Annotated in this window: 22 protein-coding genes; 10 read left to right on the plus strand and 12 right to left on the minus strand. The window is 61.8% G+C overall.

All coding sequences use genetic code 11. The features are described 5' to 3' along the window. Positions 1–94 precede the first annotated feature (94 nt). A complete protein-coding gene (locus ACN0YJ_RS12920) occupies positions 95–430 on the minus strand; it encodes a hypothetical protein (RefSeq protein ID WP_417478081.1) in 336 nt (111 codons plus the stop codon). Here ACN0YJ_RS12920 and ACN0YJ_RS12925 point away from each other — a divergent pair. Then, positions 420–2,186, plus strand: coding sequence for an alpha/beta hydrolase family protein (locus ACN0YJ_RS12925; RefSeq protein ID WP_417496436.1), 1,767 nt, complete (start codon positions 420–422; stop codon positions 2,184–2,186). The genes ACN0YJ_RS12920 and ACN0YJ_RS12925 overlap by 11 nt on opposite strands. A gap of 129 nt (positions 2,187–2,315) precedes the next feature. Here ACN0YJ_RS12925 and cpdR read toward each other — a convergent pair whose 3' ends face one another. Next, the gene (cpdR, locus tag ACN0YJ_RS12930; RefSeq protein WP_143024064.1) at positions 2,316–2,681 is read right to left on the minus strand and encodes a cell cycle two-component system response regulator CpdR; all 366 of its coding nucleotides are present in this window, start codon (positions 2,679–2,681) and stop codon (positions 2,316–2,318) included. Positions 2,682–2,819: 138 nt separating this feature from the next. Between cpdR and ACN0YJ_RS12935 the strand changes: the two genes are divergently transcribed. The 3 genes from ACN0YJ_RS12935 (at position 2,820) to hisN (ending at position 5,065) form a co-directional block, all read left to right on the plus strand. Beyond that, complete coding sequence (locus ACN0YJ_RS12935) at positions 2,820–3,695, plus strand: N-formylglutamate amidohydrolase (protein ID WP_417496437.1); 876 nt, start codon at positions 2,820–2,822, stop codon at positions 3,693–3,695. A gap of 121 nt (positions 3,696–3,816) precedes the next feature. Further along, a complete protein-coding gene (locus ACN0YJ_RS12940) occupies positions 3,817–4,206 on the plus strand; it encodes a helix-turn-helix domain-containing protein (protein WP_417478084.1) in 390 nt (129 codons plus the stop codon). Positions 4,207–4,267: 61 nt separating this feature from the next. Beyond that, on the plus strand, positions 4,268–5,065 hold the full coding sequence (hisN, locus tag ACN0YJ_RS12945; RefSeq protein WP_417496438.1) for a histidinol-phosphatase: 798 nt from the start codon (positions 4,268–4,270) through the stop codon (positions 5,063–5,065). Here hisN and ACN0YJ_RS12950 read toward each other — a convergent pair. Both ACN0YJ_RS12950 and ACN0YJ_RS12955 read right to left on the minus strand, forming a co-directional pair. Continuing rightward, positions 5,062–5,733: a hypothetical protein gene (locus ACN0YJ_RS12950; protein WP_417496439.1), complete on the minus strand. Its 672-nt coding sequence runs from the start codon at positions 5,731–5,733 to the stop codon at positions 5,062–5,064. The genes hisN and ACN0YJ_RS12950 overlap by 4 nt on opposite strands. Beyond that, positions 5,730–6,674, minus strand: coding sequence for a class I SAM-dependent methyltransferase (locus ACN0YJ_RS12955; protein ID WP_417496440.1), 945 nt, complete (start codon positions 6,672–6,674; stop codon positions 5,730–5,732). The genes ACN0YJ_RS12950 and ACN0YJ_RS12955 overlap by 4 nt, the downstream gene beginning before the upstream one ends. A gap of 233 nt (positions 6,675–6,907) precedes the next feature. Between ACN0YJ_RS12955 and ACN0YJ_RS12960 the strand changes: the two genes are divergently transcribed. Next, positions 6,908–7,384, plus strand: coding sequence for an Hsp20 family protein (locus ACN0YJ_RS12960; protein ID WP_417496441.1), 477 nt, complete (start codon positions 6,908–6,910; stop codon positions 7,382–7,384). A gap of 89 nt (positions 7,385–7,473) precedes the next feature. Here ACN0YJ_RS12960 and ACN0YJ_RS12965 read toward each other — a convergent pair whose 3' ends face one another. Genes ACN0YJ_RS12965 through gpmA form a run of 3 tightly spaced genes read right to left on the minus strand, consistent with a single transcriptional unit; the run spans position 7,474 to position 10,209 of the window. Then, complete coding sequence (locus tag ACN0YJ_RS12965) at positions 7,474–8,775, minus strand: pentapeptide repeat-containing protein (protein ID WP_417496442.1); 1,302 nt, start codon at positions 8,773–8,775, stop codon at positions 7,474–7,476. 52 nt (positions 8,776–8,827) lie between these two features. Next, a complete protein-coding gene (gene ribD / locus ACN0YJ_RS12970; protein ID WP_417496443.1) occupies positions 8,828–9,481 on the minus strand; it encodes a bifunctional diaminohydroxyphosphoribosylaminopyrimidine deaminase/5-amino-6-(5-phosphoribosylamino)uracil reductase RibD in 654 nt (217 codons plus the stop codon). A 2-nt stretch (positions 9,482–9,483) separates the two neighbouring features. Then, entirely contained in the window at positions 9,484–10,209 is a 726-nt protein-coding gene (gene gpmA, locus ACN0YJ_RS12975; protein WP_417488806.1) for a 2,3-diphosphoglycerate-dependent phosphoglycerate mutase, read from the minus strand. 343 nt (positions 10,210–10,552) lie between these two features. On the opposite strand from gpmA, the gene ACN0YJ_RS12980 reads away from it, so the two are divergent. Further along, positions 10,553–11,521, plus strand: a complete 969-nt coding sequence (locus ACN0YJ_RS12980) for a KpsF/GutQ family sugar-phosphate isomerase (protein WP_417496444.1) — start codon at positions 10,553–10,555, stop codon at positions 11,519–11,521. A gap of 159 nt (positions 11,522–11,680) precedes the next feature. On the opposite strand, the gene ACN0YJ_RS12985 is transcribed toward ACN0YJ_RS12980, so the two are convergent. From ACN0YJ_RS12985 to rfbC, 4 genes are all read right to left on the minus strand, one after another. Then, positions 11,681–11,839 carry a hypothetical protein gene (locus ACN0YJ_RS12985; protein WP_417488808.1) on the minus strand — a complete coding sequence of 53 codons (159 nt, stop codon included), beginning with the start codon at positions 11,837–11,839 and terminating at the stop codon, positions 11,681–11,683. Between the two features lie 78 nt (positions 11,840–11,917). Then, a complete protein-coding gene (gene rfbD / locus ACN0YJ_RS12990) occupies positions 11,918–12,826 on the minus strand; it encodes a dTDP-4-dehydrorhamnose reductase (protein ID WP_417496445.1) in 909 nt (302 codons plus the stop codon). After that, a complete protein-coding gene (rfbB, locus tag ACN0YJ_RS12995) occupies positions 12,826–13,884 on the minus strand; it encodes a dTDP-glucose 4,6-dehydratase (RefSeq protein WP_417496446.1) in 1,059 nt (352 codons plus the stop codon). Before rfbB ends, rfbD begins: the two co-directional genes overlap by 1 nt. Positions 13,885–13,901: 17 nt before the next feature. Then, the gene (gene rfbC, locus ACN0YJ_RS13000; protein WP_417496447.1) at positions 13,902–14,465 is read right to left on the minus strand and encodes a dTDP-4-dehydrorhamnose 3,5-epimerase; all 564 of its coding nucleotides are present in this window, start codon (positions 14,463–14,465) and stop codon (positions 13,902–13,904) included. 159 nt (positions 14,466–14,624) lie between these two features. Here rfbC and rfbA point away from each other — a divergent pair, with 159 nt between their 5' ends. Together rfbA and ACN0YJ_RS13010 are read left to right on the plus strand one after the other, a co-directional pair. Continuing rightward, positions 14,625–15,500, plus strand: coding sequence for a glucose-1-phosphate thymidylyltransferase RfbA (rfbA, locus tag ACN0YJ_RS13005; RefSeq protein ID WP_417478097.1), 876 nt, complete (start codon positions 14,625–14,627; stop codon positions 15,498–15,500). 48 nt (positions 15,501–15,548) lie between these two features. After that, positions 15,549–16,523 (plus strand): NAD-dependent epimerase/dehydratase family protein, encoded by a 975-nt coding sequence (locus ACN0YJ_RS13010; protein WP_417478098.1) that lies wholly within the window; start codon positions 15,549–15,551, stop codon positions 16,521–16,523. A gap of 100 nt (positions 16,524–16,623) precedes the next feature. Here the strand turns inward: ACN0YJ_RS13010 and galU are convergent, their stop codons facing one another. Continuing rightward, positions 16,624–17,511: a UTP--glucose-1-phosphate uridylyltransferase GalU gene (gene galU / locus ACN0YJ_RS13015; RefSeq protein WP_417478099.1), complete on the minus strand. Its 888-nt coding sequence runs from the start codon at positions 17,509–17,511 to the stop codon at positions 16,624–16,626. A gap of 134 nt (positions 17,512–17,645) precedes the next feature. Here galU and glmM point away from each other — a divergent pair, with 134 nt between their 5' ends. After that, the gene (glmM, locus tag ACN0YJ_RS13020; protein ID WP_417478100.1) at positions 17,646–18,992 is read left to right on the plus strand and encodes a phosphoglucosamine mutase; all 1,347 of its coding nucleotides are present in this window, start codon (positions 17,646–17,648) and stop codon (positions 18,990–18,992) included. Next, the coding region (locus ACN0YJ_RS13025) for an acyltransferase family protein (protein ID WP_417496448.1) at positions 18,992–19,820 on the plus strand (829 nt) is incomplete at its 3' end. The genes glmM and ACN0YJ_RS13025, both read left to right, overlap by 1 nt.

Raw genomic sequence — 19,820 nt, forward strand, 5'->3', positions numbered from 1 at the left:
CAACCATCGCCCCTTTTCTATTTCGCCAGTATTATCTGCGATCAGGCATCGGCCAGACCGGGCAAGACCTGCTAGGATGTTGTGATAATTTCGCCTAGTGTATACCCGAAGCAGCTACCGCGCCGATCTGATAGCGCGACAGAAGGAGTATTGCAGTCATGTTGAAGCGAACAATGATCTCGCTGGCCATTGGTTTAGGGATCGCGTCGGCGGCGAATGCCGAAATGCGGGTCAACCCCATTCCTGCGGATGCGTTCGCCAGGGTCCCCAACATCGCCTCTGTATCCATGAGTACTGAAGGCGACATGATCTCGGCGCTCATCTCCTCGCCAGGCTCGGACAACCAGGAAACAGCCATTGCAACCTGGAATTTGAATGATCTTTCCGAGGCGCCCGTTGTGACGCCCAGTGGCGACCGGATGAAATTCATCGGCGTGACCGCGCTGAAGGCTGGTCGACTCTTGGCTTTGGGCCGGCAAGAGTGGACCGGTCAGCTTGGTGGTTGCGGTGAAGGTCGGACGACCGGCGCGACCGCGACATTCGTCACTCAGGTCTATCTGACTGACCGCGAACAATCGGATTTCGACCTGGCCTTCAGCCGCGGTGGCCGCTCTATCGGCGTCAGCCGTGACACGGAACGGTGTTTCGAGCTGGCTGGTACAGCTTCTGTCGCCGCCTTTTTGCCACTTGATCCCGACAATATCATCATCCAGCGCGTGAATGTCGGGTCCCTTGCATCCAGTTTCTATCGTTACAATCTGCGCACAGACCAGACCGAGATGATGTATCGCGCCAATGGCCGGACGGATGTTTCCCTGATCGACCCGCGCACCGGCGACATTCTGGTTCGTAGCAGCCTCGATCCAATTGACGGCAATGACTTTGAAGCCCGCACCTATATCCGTAATGAAACGAGCGGTGAATACGAGATCCATGATCCGCTGACCTATCGCCTGCGTGAGCGTCATACCGTTTCAGTGGTCGGCCGCGATGAAGCGAGCGGTCAATATTATGTGATTACGGATCAGTTCTCCGACCTCACACAGGTCTATGCCTATGATCCAGTGAGTCATCGCTATTCAGACGGCCCGATCCTCGCGCACCCGAATTATGGCGTGACGGGCCTCATCCTGGGCACGAAACCGAGCAATTTCAACGAAGTCCTTGGTTTCCGTTATAGTGGCCCTGGCGGCAATGATGTGTACTGGATCGACCAGACCATGGCGGCGACCCAGACGACGCTTGAAGGTCTCTTCCCGACGGCCGGCGTTTCCATCATTGATTATACCGATGGACTGGGCACCGTGCTGTTTGGCGTCGGAAGCGGTGCTATGCCGACGACCTATTATGTCTTCCGTGATGGCCGGATCACCCTGCTGGGTAACTCGCGTCCATGGATTGATCCGGCGGACCTGCGTGAGTCGACGCTCATCCATTATACCGCGCGCGACGGTCGCGAGATCCCGGGCATTCTCTCCCTGCCAGCAGGCTGGGAACCATCGGACGGTCCATTGCCGACCATTATCCACCCTCATGGTGGACCATGGGCTCGTGATGGCGTCGGCTGGGACGGGAGCGGCTGGGTGCCTTTCCTGACCTCACGTGGTTATGCGGTCTTGCGTCCGCAGTATCGCGGTTCGTCGGGCTGGGGCCTTGATCATTGGCGTGCCGGCGATGCCCAGTGGGGATTGTCGATGCAGGATGACAAGGATGATGGCGCTGCCTGGATGGTTTCCCAGGGCATCGCCGATCCGGATCGGATCGCGATCTTTGGCTATTCCTATGGCGGGTTTGCCGCCATCGCAGCCGTTGTTCGCGAAAACAGTCCCTACCAGTGCGCCATTGCCGGCGCCGGCGTCAGTAATCTGGCCCGTATCGGTGGCAATTGGAGCGAAAACCGCGTCCAGCGTGCCGTTCAGGGCTGGACCGTTACCGGTATGGATCCGATGCAAAATACCGAACGCGCCAATATTCCGATCATGTTGTTCCACGGTGATCGCGATGTCCGCGTCCCCCTGTTCCACTCAACCGATTTCTATAATGCGGTTCGTGGGCGGGTGCCGGCGGAGCTGTTGGTGCTCGATGACATGCCACACAGCATGCCTTGGTATCCACGGCACCAGATGGAATCGCTTCCGGCGATCGAACGCTACCTCGCTGAGGATTGCGGTCCCGGCGGCTTGTAGGACAAGCTTCCAAGTCTGAGCGAAGGGGCTCACCGATTGTTCGGTGAGCCCTTTTTCTATTCCGTCCAGACAAAAGGCGCCGCCCTGGAAGGGCGACGCCTGATTGTTTCCGGCAAAGTTCTCGTCGTGTCAGGCGGCCATCACTCGCGCCACCTCATCCACCAGCTCACGCAGATGGAAGGGCTTCGACAGCACTTTCGCATTGGTCGGCGCGCCCGAGCCCGGATTGAGCGCCACGGCGGCAAAACCGGTAATGAACATGATCTTCAGGGCCGGATCGACTTCCGCGGCCCGTCGCGCCAGTTCGATACCGTCAACGCCCGGCATCACGATATCGGTCAGCAGGAGGTCAAACTGCGCCGCTTTCTCGCCGATCGCATCAAGGCCTTCCTCGCCGTCGGAACAGACCGTCACATCATGGCCGGCGCGTTTGAGCGCCTTGGCTAGGAAGTCGCGCATGGAATCATCATCTTCAGCCAGCAAAATCTTGCACATAATTGGGTCCCACCCTCAGGAAAACCGATAGTTGATGTCATCATACACCGCTAAGGTAAAAGCCCGCTGAACGCGCTGCCGCTTGACCTGCGATGTGCAGCCGATCACTCTATTGCCATGACACTCACACCCCAGATCATGTCCGAAACGCTTGGCGCGCCACATGAAAAGGACCGTGGGCGTCCCATCAGCCTGGTCCGCCCGGATCCATCGCTCGCGCGGCCGCTCATCCTGTCCTCGCCCCATTCCGGGCGCGATTATCCAGCCGAACTATGCGACCAGACCTCCGTTCCTGTCGAGCAGCTTCGCCGTTCGGAGGATGCCTATGTCGATGTCCTTATCGACGGAGCAACCGCCCATGGTGCGAGCCTCGTGCACGCTCTTTTTCCGCGCGTTTTTGTCGATGTGAACCGGGGGCGCGGCGAGCTCGATCCCGCGATGTATCGCGATCGGATGGAGGTGCGCGCTGACGCCCCTTCGCGCCGGGTTGCATCCGGGCTGGGCGTGATTCCCCGAGTGGGGGCTGACGGGCAGCAGCTCTACCGGCGCCGGCTGAAATTCCAGGATGCACAGGCGCGGCTGGTCCGATTCTACGAACCCTATCATGACGCGTTGGCCGGATTGATTGCGGAGGTCCGGGACCGGTTTGGTTTCGCCATTGTGATGGATATGCATTCCATGCCGGAACACAGTGCCCCGGGCGTGGATTTTGTACTCGGTGACCGCCATGGTCAGTCCTGCGACCCCCGCATCACAGAGGCGGTAGAGGCAGGTTTGCGGTCCCAGGGATTCGTCACAGTTCGAAACACTCCCTATGCCGGGGGGCATACAACCGAGCATTATGGCCAACCCGCGACCGGCGTTCATGTCATTCAGATCGAGATCAATCGCGGCTTGTATCTGCATGAAACCAGGGTCAGGCCCAACGCAAAGTTCGATATCTTTCGTGATAACTTACAGCTATTTATCGGGGAATTTGCCGCCCGAAACTGGAACGGGCTCACGTCGTCATAATCATGCCCATATAAGGCGAGCATGATAGCCCGGCTTCGCGCGGCACGCGCTTTGCTCTCGTCTCAGGTGAGCGTCCCACAGCGGCGCACTTCAACAGGCGAAGAATGGGCGGCACACGATTATGACAAATGATATCGACCTTCACGTAGGTAAGCGTCTGCGGCGCCGGCGCCGGCTTCTGGGGCTGACCCAGCAACAATTGGCTGAGTCCGTCGGGATCCGTTTCCAGCAAATCCAGAAGTATGAATGCGGCGCCAACCGCGTTAGCGCCAGCCGCCTGTTCGAGTTGGCGGAATCCCTCGACGTGCCGGTTCAGTATTTCTACGAGGGCCTGTCGCATCGCGATGAAGTCGCCGGGGAGGGTCATCTCGCTGCCGATGTGTTGTCGCAAAAGGAAACCGTCGATCTGATCCGGGCCTATTACCGGCTCGGAGAGCGCCCGCGCAAACGGCTGCTCGAGCTGGCGAAATCACTGGAGCCCGAAGAGGCCGCCAATGATGCTGCTGCCTGAGAGCGGTAGCATCCTCCTTCCCGGCTGGTGCGGGTGACGCCGTCATGATAGGCGCTTCGGCATGTCCTATTCCGAGTCCCAGCGGGACCTTGAAATTGCGGGTCGAATGGCGGATGCGGCGCGTGCAGCGATCGCGCCCTACTTCCGGCAAGCCATTCAGGTCGAGAACAAGCTTGCAGGTGGATTTGATCCGGTAACGGCCGCTGATCGCGCCTCGGAAACCGCGATGCGGGCCGTGCTCGCTGAGCTCGCCCCCGAAGATGGTATTCTCGGCGAAGAGTTCCCCGATCAACCCTCGCTGAATGGCCGGAAATGGGTGCTGGACCCGATTGACGGCACACGGGCCTTTATTGCCGGTCTGCCGACGTGGACGGTCCTGATCGCCCTGTCGCAGAACGGTGTGCCACGCATCGGCATGATTGACCAACCGCATATCGGCGAACGCTTTACCGGCTGGCCCGGTGGTGCAAGCTATTCACGGAGTGGGCACGACCTCCCGGCTTCCACGCGGAAGACAGCACCCCTGGCCGATGCCATTTTGGCCACCACTGATGCTTTCCTGTTTCAGGGTGCCGAATGGCAGGCCTTCGATGGTCTGCGGCAAGCGGTGCGCTTGTGCCGCTATGGCTATGACGCCTATGCCTACGCCATGCTGGCGCTGGGCGGGGTCGATCTGGTGGTCGAGAGCGCGTTGCAGCCCTATGATGTCCAGGCCCTCATACCTGTGGTGCAGGGCGCGGGCGGCGTGATTACAAATTGGCGCGGTGGAGATTGCAGTGGCGGTGGCCAGGTTCTCGCAGCCGCTCACCCGGCCATGCATGCCGAGGCGCTCAGCTGGTTACGCCCGGCAGCCGACTAGGACTCCAGCAAAACCCGTGCAGGTGCATGGCCGAATACCAGATACTCCACGTCGCGTAGGTCGCGATCATTGGGCCGGTAGATCGCCTGGCTTTCCTGCACGATCAGCGCCGTACGTCGTCCGTCGGCATGAACCGCCCAGGCCTCCGGTGCGGCACCATCGAAGATGAAGACCAGGGTTTTGAATGATGGTGCGAATAGCGCCGCCACACCCCCGACGCGGCGCATGGCCTGATTGGCCTGCTCGAGCGCCAGCAAGGTGTCGAGACGGTTGATTTCCTCACCCAGTTCCAGGCTGGCCTGGAATGACAAGCTCACCGACATGCCACCTTGCGGTTGATTGACCCAGGCCACCGGGTCGGCATCGAGAACGCTCAGATCCGGTGGATTGAGCACCTGGCCGCCGGGATCGAGGACAAGCTCGGTTTCGCCCGCATCATTCTCATACCAGATGCGGATCTCCTCCGCCGGTACACTGCCGGTCGAGCCGATGACATAGGCCAGGGTGAAGTGACTGCGATCATTGGCGGGCAGATCGAGATATTCCTGCCAATGCGGAAACAGGCGGGCCAATGGCCCGACTTCCCGCGCCGCCGATTGGCCAGCGGCGCTGGAAACCAGCAGCGCAGCCATCAGTAGCGCGGCACCCATTTGCGTCGGTCGTGTCATTCAGCGGGCTCTGCCGGTGCTGTTTCGGGCTTCCTGAAAAGCAGAGTCATCCGGTCGCTTTCGCCGATCGCGTCATAATGCGCGCGCTCGAAATCCTCTGCGACGGCTTCACCATTGCCAGAGGAACGCCCCACGGGCGGCAAAGTCCAGACACCGAAAGGGTGATCGGCGGTGTCCGCAGGGTTGGCATTGACCTCGGAGGTCGCGACCAGCTCAAACCCGGCTTCTTCTGCCATCGCGATCACATAGCCCTGCTGCACATAACCGGAGCGGGCCTGGGGGTCTTGCTCGCGGGTCGAGGGCAGGCGGTGATCGACGACACCGAGCAAGCCGCCCGGACGTAGTGCGGCATGGAAATCAGCAAAGGCGCGCTCGGCATAGCCGAACATCATCCAGTTATGGACATTGCGGAAGGTCAGCACGGCATCGACTGTGCCCGGCTCCACCAGTGGGCCGCTGTTTTGTCCAAAATCGACCATCCGGACATTGCCAAAGACGTCATGGTCACTGACATGCGCCTCGAAGCTGGCCCGGGAATTGCGCCGCGAGGCGCTTTCCGAACTCAGCGGGAAATGGGCGGCAATATACTGACCGCCATTGGCGGCGATCCACGGCGCGAGAATGTCGGCATACCAGCCGCTTCCGGGCCAGACTTCAATGATCGTGCCCGTTGGGTCGATGCCAAAGAATTCGAGCGTTTCCGCAGGGTGGCGTTGCGAGTCGCGGTCGGAATCGGTTCCGCGCCATTCGCCGGCCAGCACATCGGCAATGGCTGTCATTTCGGGTGCCGTTTCCGGCGCCTCGCCGGAGGCCGTTTCTGTCTCGACTTGCGTTTCGCCGGCAGGGAGTTCGGTTTCGGCCGGCTCTATGGCCGGGTCGCTGCAAGCTGTGACAAGGAGTATCGAGGCGGCAATGGCCCCAAGCTGGAATTTCTGATTCATGGTTTCTCTCCGGCAGCAGGATGAACACTCCTAGAGAAGCTGCGGCGGCATGGCAATCATTGGCGCCTCCGGCAGGGCTTGCAGCGGCGATATCCAGTTCCCATTTGAGATATGCGAGCCGCCTTTACGGGGTTCGCGACCCGGTTGCGGCCAGTTGGCGCAATCAGGGTTGGCTCAACGCTGGCAAGCGGTTTGCCAGTCGGCCTTGTCGCTCAAAAAGAGGATAAGTTGAGATGAGAACTGTTGATTTTACACCCCTTTACCGCTCCATCGTCGGTTTCGACCGTCTGGCGGACATGATGGATTCTGCCACCAAAATCGAGTCGCAGGGCTATCCCCCTTTCAACATCCAGCATGTGGATGAGAATGAATACCTGATTGAACTCGCTGTCGCTGGATTTGGCGAAGCCGATCTCACGGTCGAGGTCCAGGAGAATATCCTGACCATCGCCGGCAAGATCGTCGAAAAGGATGATTCCGGATCGCGTCGCTTCCTGCATCGCGGCATCGCCGAGCGCGCATTTGAGCGCCGTTTCCATCTGGCCGATCACGTCAAGGTGGCCGATGCCGAACTGCTCAATGGTTTGCTGACGGTGCATCTGGTCCGGGAAATTCCCGAAGCGGCCAAGCCGCGCAAGATTGCGATCTCGGATATCTCCGGCAAGGCAAAAGCGCCCTTGATCGAAACCCGCAAGACCAAGGCGGCCTGATAGCCGCGTCGCATCACACGATACTATCTCTCCGGAATGGGGCGGTGAACCCGGGTTCACCGCCCTTTTTTTCGTGGAAATTCCGACTGTCAGGCAGCGTGAACATCAACAGCGCCGTCGATCGCTTCGACATTGTCGAGAAAGTCGCGATCGAGGGTCGCGCCGGTAAAGCATGAGCCGCTGAAACGCGCCTTCCGGACATTTGCGCCGTCCAGCCGCGAATAGGAGAAGTCGGCACCAGTGGCTTTGGCTTGCCGCAAGTCGACGCCGCGAAGATCGGCATAGCGTGCCTTGCTCCCGGCCAGTGATGCGGGAAGCATGCGGTCGCCTTCCAGCACGAGCGGGCCAAACTGACAGTCGCGCAGGTCGGCATTACACAGATTGGCACCGGTGAGGTCCGCGCCGCGCAGATCGGCGCCCCGCAGGCAGACCATGCGCAGATCGGCGCGTTCAAGCCGGGCCCCCTGCAATTGCGCGCCTTCCAGATCGAGACCGTAAAGCGTCGCGCCGCGGGCATGGAAGGCTGTCAGTGTCTTGCCGGCCAGCGAGTGAAGTCCGCGCAGATCCATCCCGTCAAACAGCGAGGGCTTGCCCTCCCGGCCGTCGGTCTCGCACCAGGTCACATGTGCAGAGATCTGGTCAGCGACCGGGTTATCCAGAGTGCTCGGATCAATACCAACAGCCGCATTCGTCAGCGCGCCGTCGGTCTTCATGCCTTCGGTTTTCGCCATTGTGGTCTTGACGCCGACCATCACGCTATCGGTGAAGTCGACACCCGTGAGATCGGCCCCAGACAGGTCCGCACCTTCCAGATTGGCGCCATGAAAGGACGAGCCGCGCAGGTTGGCGCGGATCATCCGGGCGCCCAGAAGGACGGCATCCGTGAAATCGGCGGTCTGGGCCGTCATTCCGGCCATCTTCGAGCCTGACAGATTGGCTCCGGTGAAATTCGCCTTGCCGGCATCGCTCTGCTGGGCCGTATGCGTGAGCATGGCGAGGCCCTTTTCCTTGTCGACCTGGGCAATCGCACCCTCCCGCAAATCGGCCTCGCTCATGTCAGCGCCGGTCAGATTGGCTCCGCGCAATATGGCACCGCGCAGGTCCGCCCGTCGCAGACAGGCGCCCTCGAGTGATGCGCGGCGCAAATCGGCGGCGAAGAATATCGCGCTATTGAGGGTCGCACCCGACAGGTTGGCCCCGCGTAGCACCGCGCCGCTGAAGTCCGCATCGGACAATTCGCGATTGGAAAGATTGAGGTCTTCCAGGATTGTATAGGAAAAATTGGCGCGCGCGCCGCCCGAGCGGCCCGACCATAGCCGCTCGTGCCGGTCGCAGATCTGGTCGACCTGCGTCTGGTCGAGTCTGGTGTGCTCGATTTTCTGCCGGGCCATGGGTTCAACCCTGTTGGTAGGGATATTGAACGCACAGCATAATGAAAGAGTATTAACGGGCCGTATGAGCTGCAGCTTCAGGGGTATGCACCAATCCCGCCTCGACCAGGTGAAGCGCGAGCGGGCTGTTCGGTGCGACGCAGACCCGATTCATGCCTGCCGCCCCGAGGCGATCGAGTTCAGCTGCGGTCGCGTGCATTGCTGCTTCCGTCAACATCGCATCATAGCGAGCGGGATTGGCGTCGAGATAGACCAGAGGCTGGCCGGTGCGCAGGCGGTGGAAGAAACCGGCATAGAGGCGGGCGGCCTCCCGATTCCGCAAACCCGTCTCGACGGCGATGCCGGCATCGCGAAGCAGGGCAACACCGCGGCCGGCGACTTTCGGGTGCTCGTCCAGGCAGGCGATCAGGACTGTGTCTACCCCGGCCTCGATCAGTGCGCTGGCGCACGGCGGAGTCTGTCCATGAAACGCGCAGGGCTCCAGTGTGACATAGGCGCGACCTGTGCACGCTAGCGGGCCGGCCTGATCGAGCGCCCGGCGCTCCGCGTGTGGTCTGCCGCCATCGGCGGTCGCGCCCCATCCGGCAATCACCCCGTCCCGGACAATGATGCAACCGACCGCTGGATTGGGAGCGGTTCGCCCGAGCTGTGCCTGGGCGAGCGCCAGTGCAGCATCCATGAACCGGTAGTCCGCTGACGTAAACATGATCAGGGCAGGGGCGGCAGGGACCTGGCGCGCTCAGGGTCGAGATAGCGAGCCGAGACCGGTTTGAGCGCGTCATCGGACAGGTCGATCAGCAATGGGTTTCCGGTCGGAACCTCGATGTCGATAATGTCCTGGTCGCTGACCTCAAACAGGAATTTGATCAGGGCGCGCAGGCTGTTGCCGTGCGCAGCGATGATCACGTTTTCCCCGGCTGCCAGGCGCGGCGCGATCATGCCTTCCCAGGCGGGCTCAACGCGCTCAAGCGTCATTTTGAGTGATTCCGAGTTCGGGAGGAGGGCCGCAGGGACATTGCGGTAGCGTTCATCCTTTGCAGGATGTTGCGGGTCGTCCTCGGCGAGCGGCGGTGGCGGCGTATCAAACGAACGACGCCAGATCTTGACCTGCGCATCACCGTGTTTGGCGCGGGTTTCATCCTTGTCGAGGCCGGCAAGGGCACCGTAGTGGCGCTCATTGAGCCGCCAGGTTTTCTCGACGGGGATCCAGACGCGATCAAGCCCTTCCAGGCTGAAATTCATGGTGCGGATGGCGCGTGTCAGGACCGAGGTGAAGGCGCGATCCGGCTTGAATCCGGCCGCGGCCAAGAGGGCGCCCGACCGTCGTGCCTGGGCTTCGCCCTCATCGGTGAGGTCGACATCGACCCATCCGGTGAACCGGTTCTGCCGGTTCCACGCGCTCTGGCCGTGGCGGATAAGGGCGAGTTGCGGCATCGCAGTATCTCCTTGCGCGTCGTGATCGCAGAGCGATAGCCCGCCAGGGTGTTCCGGGCAAGGATCGGCCGCTGTCGCGGGCGCCCACAGGACGATTTGTATACGCTTTTGAGGCGAACTGTGTTATCAAAACTCGCGTCGGGGTAGTGATTTTGGTTGGCATGGCGGCTCTTCGGAGACACCGGCATGCCCGGTCCGGCGGCGCGACGTCTCTGGCCCTGTGCGCCCCCCTGCGCAGTTCCGGACCTGTTGCCGCCAGGCGAGCCGCGCACCTCCCTTTCCGGGACGTGCGCGGTTCTGTTATGGAGACGGATAATATCCCTTGGGCATTCTGGAAGCTGGCATGAATGATTTCGACCCCGTCGCGTCCGCACGACGCGTCATAGCGCTTGAGCGAGACGGCCTGGATGCGCTTCTCCTGTCAGTGGACAGTGCGTTTTCGGCCACGATTGAACGGCTGGGCAAGGTTCAGGGGCGCCTGATCTGCTCGGGTGTCGGCAAGTCCGGACATGTCGCGCGCAAGATCGCGGCGACCCTCGCCTCGACTGGTACGCTGGCCTATTATGTCCACCCGACCGAGGCCAGTCATGGCGATCTCGGCATGATCACACCGGATGATGCGGTTCTGGCCCTGTCGAAATCGGGCGAAACCCGGGAACTCGGTGATTTGATTGCCTATTGTCGCCGTTTCTCCGTCCCGCTGATTGGCATGACCAGCCAGGTCGATAGCACGCTGGCGCGGGCGGCGGACTACAAGTTGATCATTCCGGATGCGCCGGAAGCGTGTGGGGAAACCCGGGCGCCGACGACGTCGACGACATTGATGATGGCGCTGGGTGATGCGCTGGCGATTGCCTTGCTGGAGCAGCGCGGCTTTACGGCGGCGGATTTCAAGACATTTCACCCGGGCGGGGCCCTCGGCGCGGCGCTGGCAACGGCCGCGGATATCATGCATGCCGGACAGGCTATGCCCCTGATTTCACAGGCCGCACCGATGAGTGATGTGCTGATTGAAATGACCGTGAAGAGCTTTGGTTGCGCTGGTATTCTCGACGAGTCGGGCCGCCTGGCCGGGATCATCACCGATGGCGATTTGCGGCGTCATATGGGTGATGCCCTGATCGAGAAAACTGCCGGATCGATCATGACGGCCGGCCCGAAAACAGGGGTTCCTGGCATGTTGGCAGCCGATGCCTTGCGGGAGATGACGGCCGGCGCGGCGAAAATCATGCAACTCTTTATTGTTGATGAGGAAAATCGGCCGCTGGGCATTCTGCATCTGCATGACTTGCTGCGTGCAGGCCTGAAATAGTCGCTGAATTCCGGGGGTTAGCCCGCCGGTCTGCCTGACTGCTGCAAGCCTGCTATATGATGGCCGTAGATTACCCCTCGAGCGTCAGTTTGCCCGCCGGATGCCTGCCGGATGCCTGCGCTTGCCCATGCGGTCGCCCGTCTGCGAAGGGGTCCGGCTCTAGCCCGGCGCTTTAGGGGGGCGGGCCTGGCCGAGTTTGACAAATTCCTGCCGGTAGAAGCGGAAGAGTGTGTAGCCCGCGATCGCGGCACCATAGGTGAGAAATCCGGCGAACAGACAGAGCAGCCCCCAGGTGACCAGGCGGAACGCGATCTCCATAACCCCAAACCCCACACACGCTTTACAACTGGCCGCCAGTTTCGCGCACTTTCGCCGATTTAGCAAGTTTTGGTTGTGTCAGCGCGGCTGAGGCGCGGCGAGGGCGTGGGCGACATTCAGGTCCAGCGCCTCGAGATAATCGGGCTGGGAAATGCCGAAAGCCCGGAAGATCGCGTCGCAGGCCAATACGGAATAGGCTGGTCTGCTGGCGGGACTGGGAAAGTCTTCCGAGCCGATGCGTTCGACCCTCACCGGTGTTGCGCCGAGCCGCGCGGCGGTGTGGAAAATATCGGCGGCAAACTCGGCCCAGCTCCTCGGCGTGTCGCCGCAGAAATTGAAGATCCCGGTTTGGGCCGGGTCATCGGTCAATTGGTCTGCAATTGCGATGATGGCGGCTGCGATATCGGCCGCCGCGGTCGGGCAGGTCCGTTGATCGTGCACGACCCGGACCTGGTCCTGGCGGCTGCCCAATTCGAGCATGGTGCGCAGGAAATTCTGTCCGCTGCCCGAGAAGACCGCCGAGGTTCTCACGATGACATGCCGTGCGCCGCTACGCTGAACGGCTTCGTCGCCGGCAAGTTTTGAGCGGCCATAGACGCAGAGCGGGCGGACCGGATCGGTCTCGAGATAGGGCGTGTTCTTCTGCCCGTCATACACATAGTCGGTGGACAGGTGGATGAGGGGGATATTCGCCTGCCCGCATCGCTCGGCGATAATGCCCGGCGTCACGGCATTGACCGCCTGCGCCAGCGCCGGTTCGGATTCAGCCCCGTTCACGTCGGTATAGGCGGCGGCATTGATGAGAACGCTGCCGGGCGGGGCGGCCTGCAGTACGGGATCGAGCGCGCGTGCGATCGTGCCGGGTTGCGCCAGATCGATGTCCGGGCGGGCCAGATGCCTGACCGTGTGACCGGTTGAGCTGGCGATCGCCGATGTCGCGGCGGCGACCTGGCCAAGGCGTCCGATGATGATGAAATGCCCGGCCATCAGCGCGAGCCGAGGCCGAGCCGACCGAGCGGGTTTTCGCTGCCAGCCCGGGCCAGGCAATCGCGGCACCAGTTGGAATGTTCCAGATACCAGCCCACCGTCTGGGCCAGGCCGTCGGCCAGGGTGTAGCGGGGCGACCAGCCCAGCTCGCCATGCAGTTTTGCGGCATCGATGGCATAGCGGAAATCATGGCCGGGACGGTCGGTGACGAAGGTGATCAGATCGCTCGACGCGCCGGTGCGGGGGTGTTGCCGGTCCAGCTCGGCGCACAAGCGCTGGACCAGTTCAAGATTGCTGCACTCGGCATCGCCGCCGACATTGTAGACTTCACCGATACGGCCGCGCTCGAGAATGGTCAGCAGGGCATCGGCATGGTCCTCGACATGCAGCCAGTCGCGGACATTCGCGCCGCGGCCATAGACCGGGATTGGCGCGCCCTTGAGGGCCGACAGGATGACGACCGGGATGAGTTTTTCCGGGAATTGGCGCGGCCCGTAATTATTGGAGCAATTCGAGATCAGGGTCGGCAGCGCATAGGTCGCGTGCCAGGCGCGCACCATCATGTCGGCGGCGGCCTTGCTGGCGGCATAGGGCGAATTGGGCCGGTAATGGCTGGTTTCGGTGAACCGGCCTGTGGCGCCGAGCGAGCCATAGACCTCATCGGTCGAGACATGGTGGAAGCGGAACTTCGCGGCGCGGCCGGCGTCCAGGCCCTTGAAATAATCCGTCGCGGCCTGCAGCAATTGGGCCGTTCCGCCGACATTCGTGTCGACGAAAACCTGCGGGCCGTCGATCGAGCGATCAACATGCGATTCCGCGGCGAGATGCATCACCGCGTCCGGCTGGTGTTCAGCGAAAATCCGCGCCAGCGCGCCACTGTCGCGGATGTCGGCATGTTCAAACCGGTAGGCCGGATTGGCGCGGACTTCGTCGAGACTGTCGGGATTGGCCGCATAGGTCAGGGCATCGAGATTGACGACCCCATGCCCGCGGGCGAGCGCTGTGAGCACCAGTGTGGAGCCGATAAAGCCGCTACCGCCCGTGATGAGAAGTTTCACGCCGTCCCCCTTCGCGTCTACTCGCCGAACCGGAAGGGCGTCTCGAAATCAGCCCAGGAAATCCCGTTCGCATCCTTCTGCGACAAGGTCGCGGCGCTGTGATCAATGCCCCAATCGATTGCCAGCGCGGGATCGTCCCAGCGCAGGCTCGCATCCAGGCCGGGGGCGTAATCATTGTCCACCTTGTACTGGACGATGGTATCGGCTTCCAGCGTCACGAAGCCGTGCAGGCATCCGCGGGGCACGAAAATCTGGGCCCCATTGCTCGCCGACAGCTCCGATTTGATGTGCTGGCCGAAGGCCGGTGATCCCCGGCGCGCATCGACAACTACGTCGAGCACGCCGCCTTGCACGACGCGAACAAGCTTGGCCTGTTCGGCCGGCGGGCGCTGGAAGTGCAAGCCGCGCACCGTGCCCGCTGCGGCGGACCAGGACTGGTTGTCCTGAGCGAAGTCGGAATCGATGCCGAGAGCGGCCAGATCGTCGCGATTATAGGTGACGGAAAAATAGCCGCGAGGGTCGCCAAAGCGCGGCGGGATGAGTTGAATCACTCCGGGAATGTCGAGGTGTTCAATCTTCATGGCGGCGCTCCATACCAAGAGGGGATATGCGCAGGTTTGCCGGGCAACTCAAGTCTGGCCGGGCAGCAACCGGCGTCACGCTGTTTCCAGACCGGGCGAGGTCTTGTATGCGTGTAGCAGCCCGTCCGGGGCGATAGCTGTAACTGACTGGGGTGTAACGTGAAAGGAATTGTGCTTGCAGGAGGCAGCGGAACCCGGCTGTGGCCGTTGACGCTTTGCACGTCCAAACAATTACTGCCCGTCTATGACAAGCCGATGATCTACTACCCGCTGTCGGTCCTCATGCTGGCCGGGATCCGGGACATCTTGATCATCACGACGCCGGACGATCAGCCGCGCTTCCGGCAATTGCTGGGCGACGGCTCCCAGTTCGGAATCCGCCTGAGCTATGTCGTGCAGCCCAGCCCGCAGGGCCTGGCGCAGGCCTTCCTGCTCGACGAGGATTTCATCGGTGACGAGCCGGTCACCCTGATCCTGGGCGATAACCTGTTTTACGGCCACGGCTTTGATGAGCTTGTGCGCAAGGCGGCCTCGGTGACGACGGGCGCGACGATTTTCACCTATCATGTCAACAAGCCGCGGCGGTATGGCGTGGTGGTGCTCGACGAGAATGGTGTGCCGGTCGCGATTGACGAAAAACCCCTGGAGCCGCGTTCGAATCTCGCGGTCACCGGACTCTATGTCTACGATAATGACGTGATCGAAATCGCCCGCTCGATCCGGCCATCGGCGCGCGGCGAGCTGGAAATCACCGATGTAAACCGCGCGTATATGGAGCGTGGTGATCTGCGCGTCGAAAAGCTCGGACGCGGGATTGCCTGGCTTGATACGGGCACGCCGCAAGCCCTGCTCGAAGCGTCGGAATATGTCCGCTCGCTGGAACGACGCCAGGGCCTGCAGATTGCCTGCCTTGAGGAGACGGCCTACCTCAATGGCTGGATCGACCGCGCCGAGCTGCAGCGTTCGGCGCAACGCTTCGCCAGTTCGGACTACGGGAAATACTTGGCCAAATTGTTGGAAGTCGATGCTAATTAGCGATATTTGCTGCCAGGATTGGCGTGCGAACTGGCGTGGGGAAATTGAATGACGGTTTTAGTGACGGGTGCCGCAGGCTTTGTGGGTTTTCATGCGATCAACGCGCTGCTGGATCGCGGCGAGACGGTTGTCGGCATCGACAATCTGAACGCTTACTATGATCCCGCACTGAAGCAGGCGCGCCTGGATCATCTGAAAGCCCGCCCGGGTTTCACCTTTGAAAAGATGGAGCTCGCGGATAATGAGGCCGTCCTGGCACTCGTCGAACGGGTTCGCCCGGACCGCATCCTGCACCTGGGGGCCCAGGCCGGTGTCCGATACTCGATCGACCAGCCCTTCGCCTATGCCAATTCAAACCTGCACGGGCATTTGTCCGTGCTGGAGGCGGCCCGTCATCTCGGCGATGATCTGAAACACCTGGTCTATGCCTCATCCAGCTCCGTCTATGGCGAACGCTCCGCCGTTCCCTTCCGCGAAGATGATGTGACCATGCAGCCGGCCTCGCTCTACGCCGCCACCAAGCTGGCGGATGAGCTGATGAGTTCGGCCTATGCCAGCCTGTACGGGATTGCGGCTACCGGCTTGCGCTTCTTCACGGTGTACGGGCCCTGGGGCCGGCCGGACATGGCCTATTGGCTCTTCTCCGACGCCATGTTCGAGGGACGCCCGATCAAGGTTTTCAATAATGGCGAGATGGAGCGCGACTTCACCTATATCGACGACATTATCGCGCCGCTCCTGCGCGTGCTCGATGACAGCCCGGCGCGCGGCCATCACGACGTGTTCAATATTGGCGGGGCCTCACCGGTCAAGCTGATGGACATGATCTCGACGCTGGAAAACGCTCTCGGCATGACCGCCGAGAAAATCATGCTGCCCATGCAGGCCGGCGATGTGACCCGCACCTATGCCGATGCCAGCAAGCTGGAGCGCGTTTATGGCTACAAGCCCGGCGTGCGGCTCGAGGAAGGCCTCGGCCGCTTCGCCGAATGGTATCGCGAATGGCGTCAGCGCGACGCCTAGAGCATTTTCATTGAATTCGAGCTCAATGAGAATACTCCAGGTCTTTGTATTTCGGCATTTTCGAACCGCAAAACCGGTTCCCACTTTTGCTGAAAATGCTCTAGTTTCCGGTGATCTCGGTCTTGAGCACGGCCTCGGCGACCTGGCGGGCGGCGGCACCGAGTTCGCCGTCATGAAGGGCGTAGGACAGGGTGGCGCGCAGATAGCCCAGCTTGTCGCCGCAATCATAGGACTGGCCCTCATATTCGACGGCATGGAAGTCCTGGTTCTGCATCAGGCGGGCCATCGCATCGGTCAGCTGGATTTCGCCGCCGGCGCCTGCAGCCTGGTCTTCGAGATATTTGAAGATACTGCCCTGCAGGATGTAGCGCCCGGTGATCGCCAGATTTGACGGCGCCTTGTCGACCGCAGGCTTTTCCACCATGCCGCGCATGCGGATCCGGTTGCCCTGGCGCTCGACAGGGTCGATCACGCCATATTTGTCGACATTTTCCGGCGCGACCTGTTCGACGGCGATGATATTGCCGCCCGTGTCTTCATAAGCGGCAACCATCTGGGCCAGGCAGCTCGGCTCGGCGCGGACCAGCACGTCGGGAAGCAGGATGGCGAAGGGTTCGTCGCCGATGATGTCGCGGGCGCACCAGATGGCGTGGCCGAGGCCGAGCGGTGCCTGCTGGCGAACGAAACTCATTGAGCCGGGCGCGGCGCGCGTCTGGTTGAGGATTTCGAGAATCTCGGTCTTGCCCTTGTCCTGCAAGGTGGCCTCGAGCTCATAGGCGCGGTCGAAATAATCCTCGATCGCGCCCTTGTTGCGGCCGGTCACGAAGACGAAGTGCTCGATGCCCGCGGCGATGGCTTCATCGACGACATACTGGATCGCCGGGCGGTCGAAAACGGGGAGCATTTCCTTGGGGATGGATTTGGTGGCTGGCAGAACGCGTGTTCCCAGGCCGGCAACGGGCAGGACGGCTTTGCGGACTCGTTTCATGACAGGCACTCCCCTCGTGTTTTTTATCAAGGCACGCCTATCGGATCGTTTTGCTGCCGTCCAGCTTACGCATTCACTTCGCGTAAGGGTCGCTGTCCTATATGTTTTGCGCAAACCAGAATTTGGAAGCGCACATGGGCAAGAAATACTTCGGCACGGATGGTGTCCGCGGCCTCACCAATTCCTTCCCGATGACGGCCGAGACCGCACTGCGGCTCGGCATGGCAGCGGGGCGGCATTTTGTCCGCCATACCGGGCGGCACTCCGTGGTGATCGGCAAGGATACGCGCCTGTCCGGCTATATGATTGAATCCGCCCTGGTCGCCGGCTTCACCTCGGTGGGCATGGATGTCTTCCAGTTTGGCCCGCTGCCCACCCCCGCGGTGGCGCTGATGACGCGGTCATTGCGCGCCGATCTGGGGGTGATGATCACCGCCTCGCACAATCCCTATCATGACAATGGCATCAAGCTTTTCGGGCCCGAGGGCAAGAAGCTCGACGATGACACCGAATTGCAGATCGAGGCGCTGATGGATGGCAGCCTCAGTGAGGAATTGGCAGCGCCGTCCGATCTCGGGCGTGCCAAGCGGATCGATGACGCCCAGGCGCGTTATGTCGAAATCGTCAAATCGACCTTTCCGCGCAATCAGAGCCTGTCGAGCCTGCGCCTGGTGATCGATTGCGCCAATGGCGCTGGCTACAAGGTCGCCCCGACGGCGCTGTGGGAGCTGGGCGCCGATGTGATCCCGATCGGGGTTGAGCCGAATGGTTTCAACGTCAATGAGGATTGCGGTTCAACCGCGCCGGCCCGGCTGGCCAAGGAAGTGGTCAAGTATCGCGCCGATCTCGGGATCGCGCTCGACGGTGATGGCGACCGTCTCATCCTGTGTGACGAGAAGGGCCGGGTCATTGATGGCGACCAGATCCTCGCCATGCTGGCGCGTCACTGGCACAAGACCGGCGAGCTGGCCAAACCGGCCATCGTCGCGACGGTGATGTCCAATCTCGGTCTCGAACGCTTCCTGGAGAGCGAGGGCATTGCGCTCGAACGCACCCAGGTCGGTGACCGTTATGTGTCCGAGCGCATGAAGGAAACCGGCATCAATCTCGGCGGTGAAGCCTCCGGTCATATCGTGACACCCGATTTCGCACCGACCGGCGATGGCCTGATCGCGGCGCTGCAAGTGCTGCGGGTGCTGGTCGATTCAGGCGAGCCGGCCAGTTCGGTCTTCCGGGTCTTCAAGCCGGCGCCGCAATTGCTGGAGAATGTCCGCGTCAGCAAGGGCAAGGCCCTGCTCACCAACCCCGGGATTCTCGCCGCCATCGCCGAAGCCGAACAGCGCATGGGCACGAGCGGGCGTCTGCTCGTGCGGGCCTCGGGCACGGAACCGGTGATCCGGGTCATGGCCGAAGGTGAGATGAAGCTGATCCGCAGCGTGGTGGATGATGTGCGGTCGGCCATCGAGCGGGCGGCCGCCTAGTGCCGGCAGCGGCGACACCGGTCCGCGTTCAGATTATTGAGCTGCAATATCTCCGCGCGCTGGCGGTCCTGCTGGTCATACTTGGCCATACCCATCAGAGCGAGGGCCGTTTTTTCGGCGACCAGTTGCTGGGCAGTTTCGCCTATTTCGGGTTTAGCGGCGTCGATGTCTTCTTCGTCATTTCCGGCTTTATCATCCACCATCTCTATGGCGGGCTGTCCGGCCTTCGGCCGCGCTTCTTTCTCGCGCGCCTGAACCGGATCTTCCCGCTCTACTGGGTCTATACGGCGATCGCGGTGGCGGGCTATCTGCTGGTGTTCGGCGATGGCTCCGCTACGGCGCTGCGGGACAAGGACTGGCTGGCCTCGATCACGCTCTTCCCGGCCGGCTCCCCGCCGATCCTTCCGGTCGCCTGGACGCTGACGCATGAATTGTATTTCTACCTCGTCTATGCCGTCTTTCTCGCCCTTCCGGCACGCGTGCGGCCCTGGGCGGTGCTGGTCTGGGCGGGCCTGACGCTGGGCGGGTTTCTGGGTCTCGCCGCGGGCCGTGCGCCCTGGGTCGAGCTGGCCGTCAGCCCGTTCAATCTCCTGTTTCTGGCCGGCGCCCTGATTGCGCAATTCGCGGAGCGCCTCATGCGCCGGAAATTCGCGGCCCTGGCGCTGGCCCTTGCGGGCATTGCCCTCGGGCTCGCCTGGACGGCGGTCCACGGGCTGGAGGGGCTGCGGGATCCCGCCATTCGCGTCCTGGTCTTTGCCCCCTTCGCGATCGGCACGGTCTGGGCGGTGCTGGCCTGGCGTCCTCGGCTGCCGACGCTGACGGCGCGCA

Origin of the sequence: Maricaulis sp. (genome assembly GCF_048270095.1) — a bacterium.
Lineage (GTDB): Bacteria > Pseudomonadota > Alphaproteobacteria > Caulobacterales > Maricaulaceae > Maricaulis.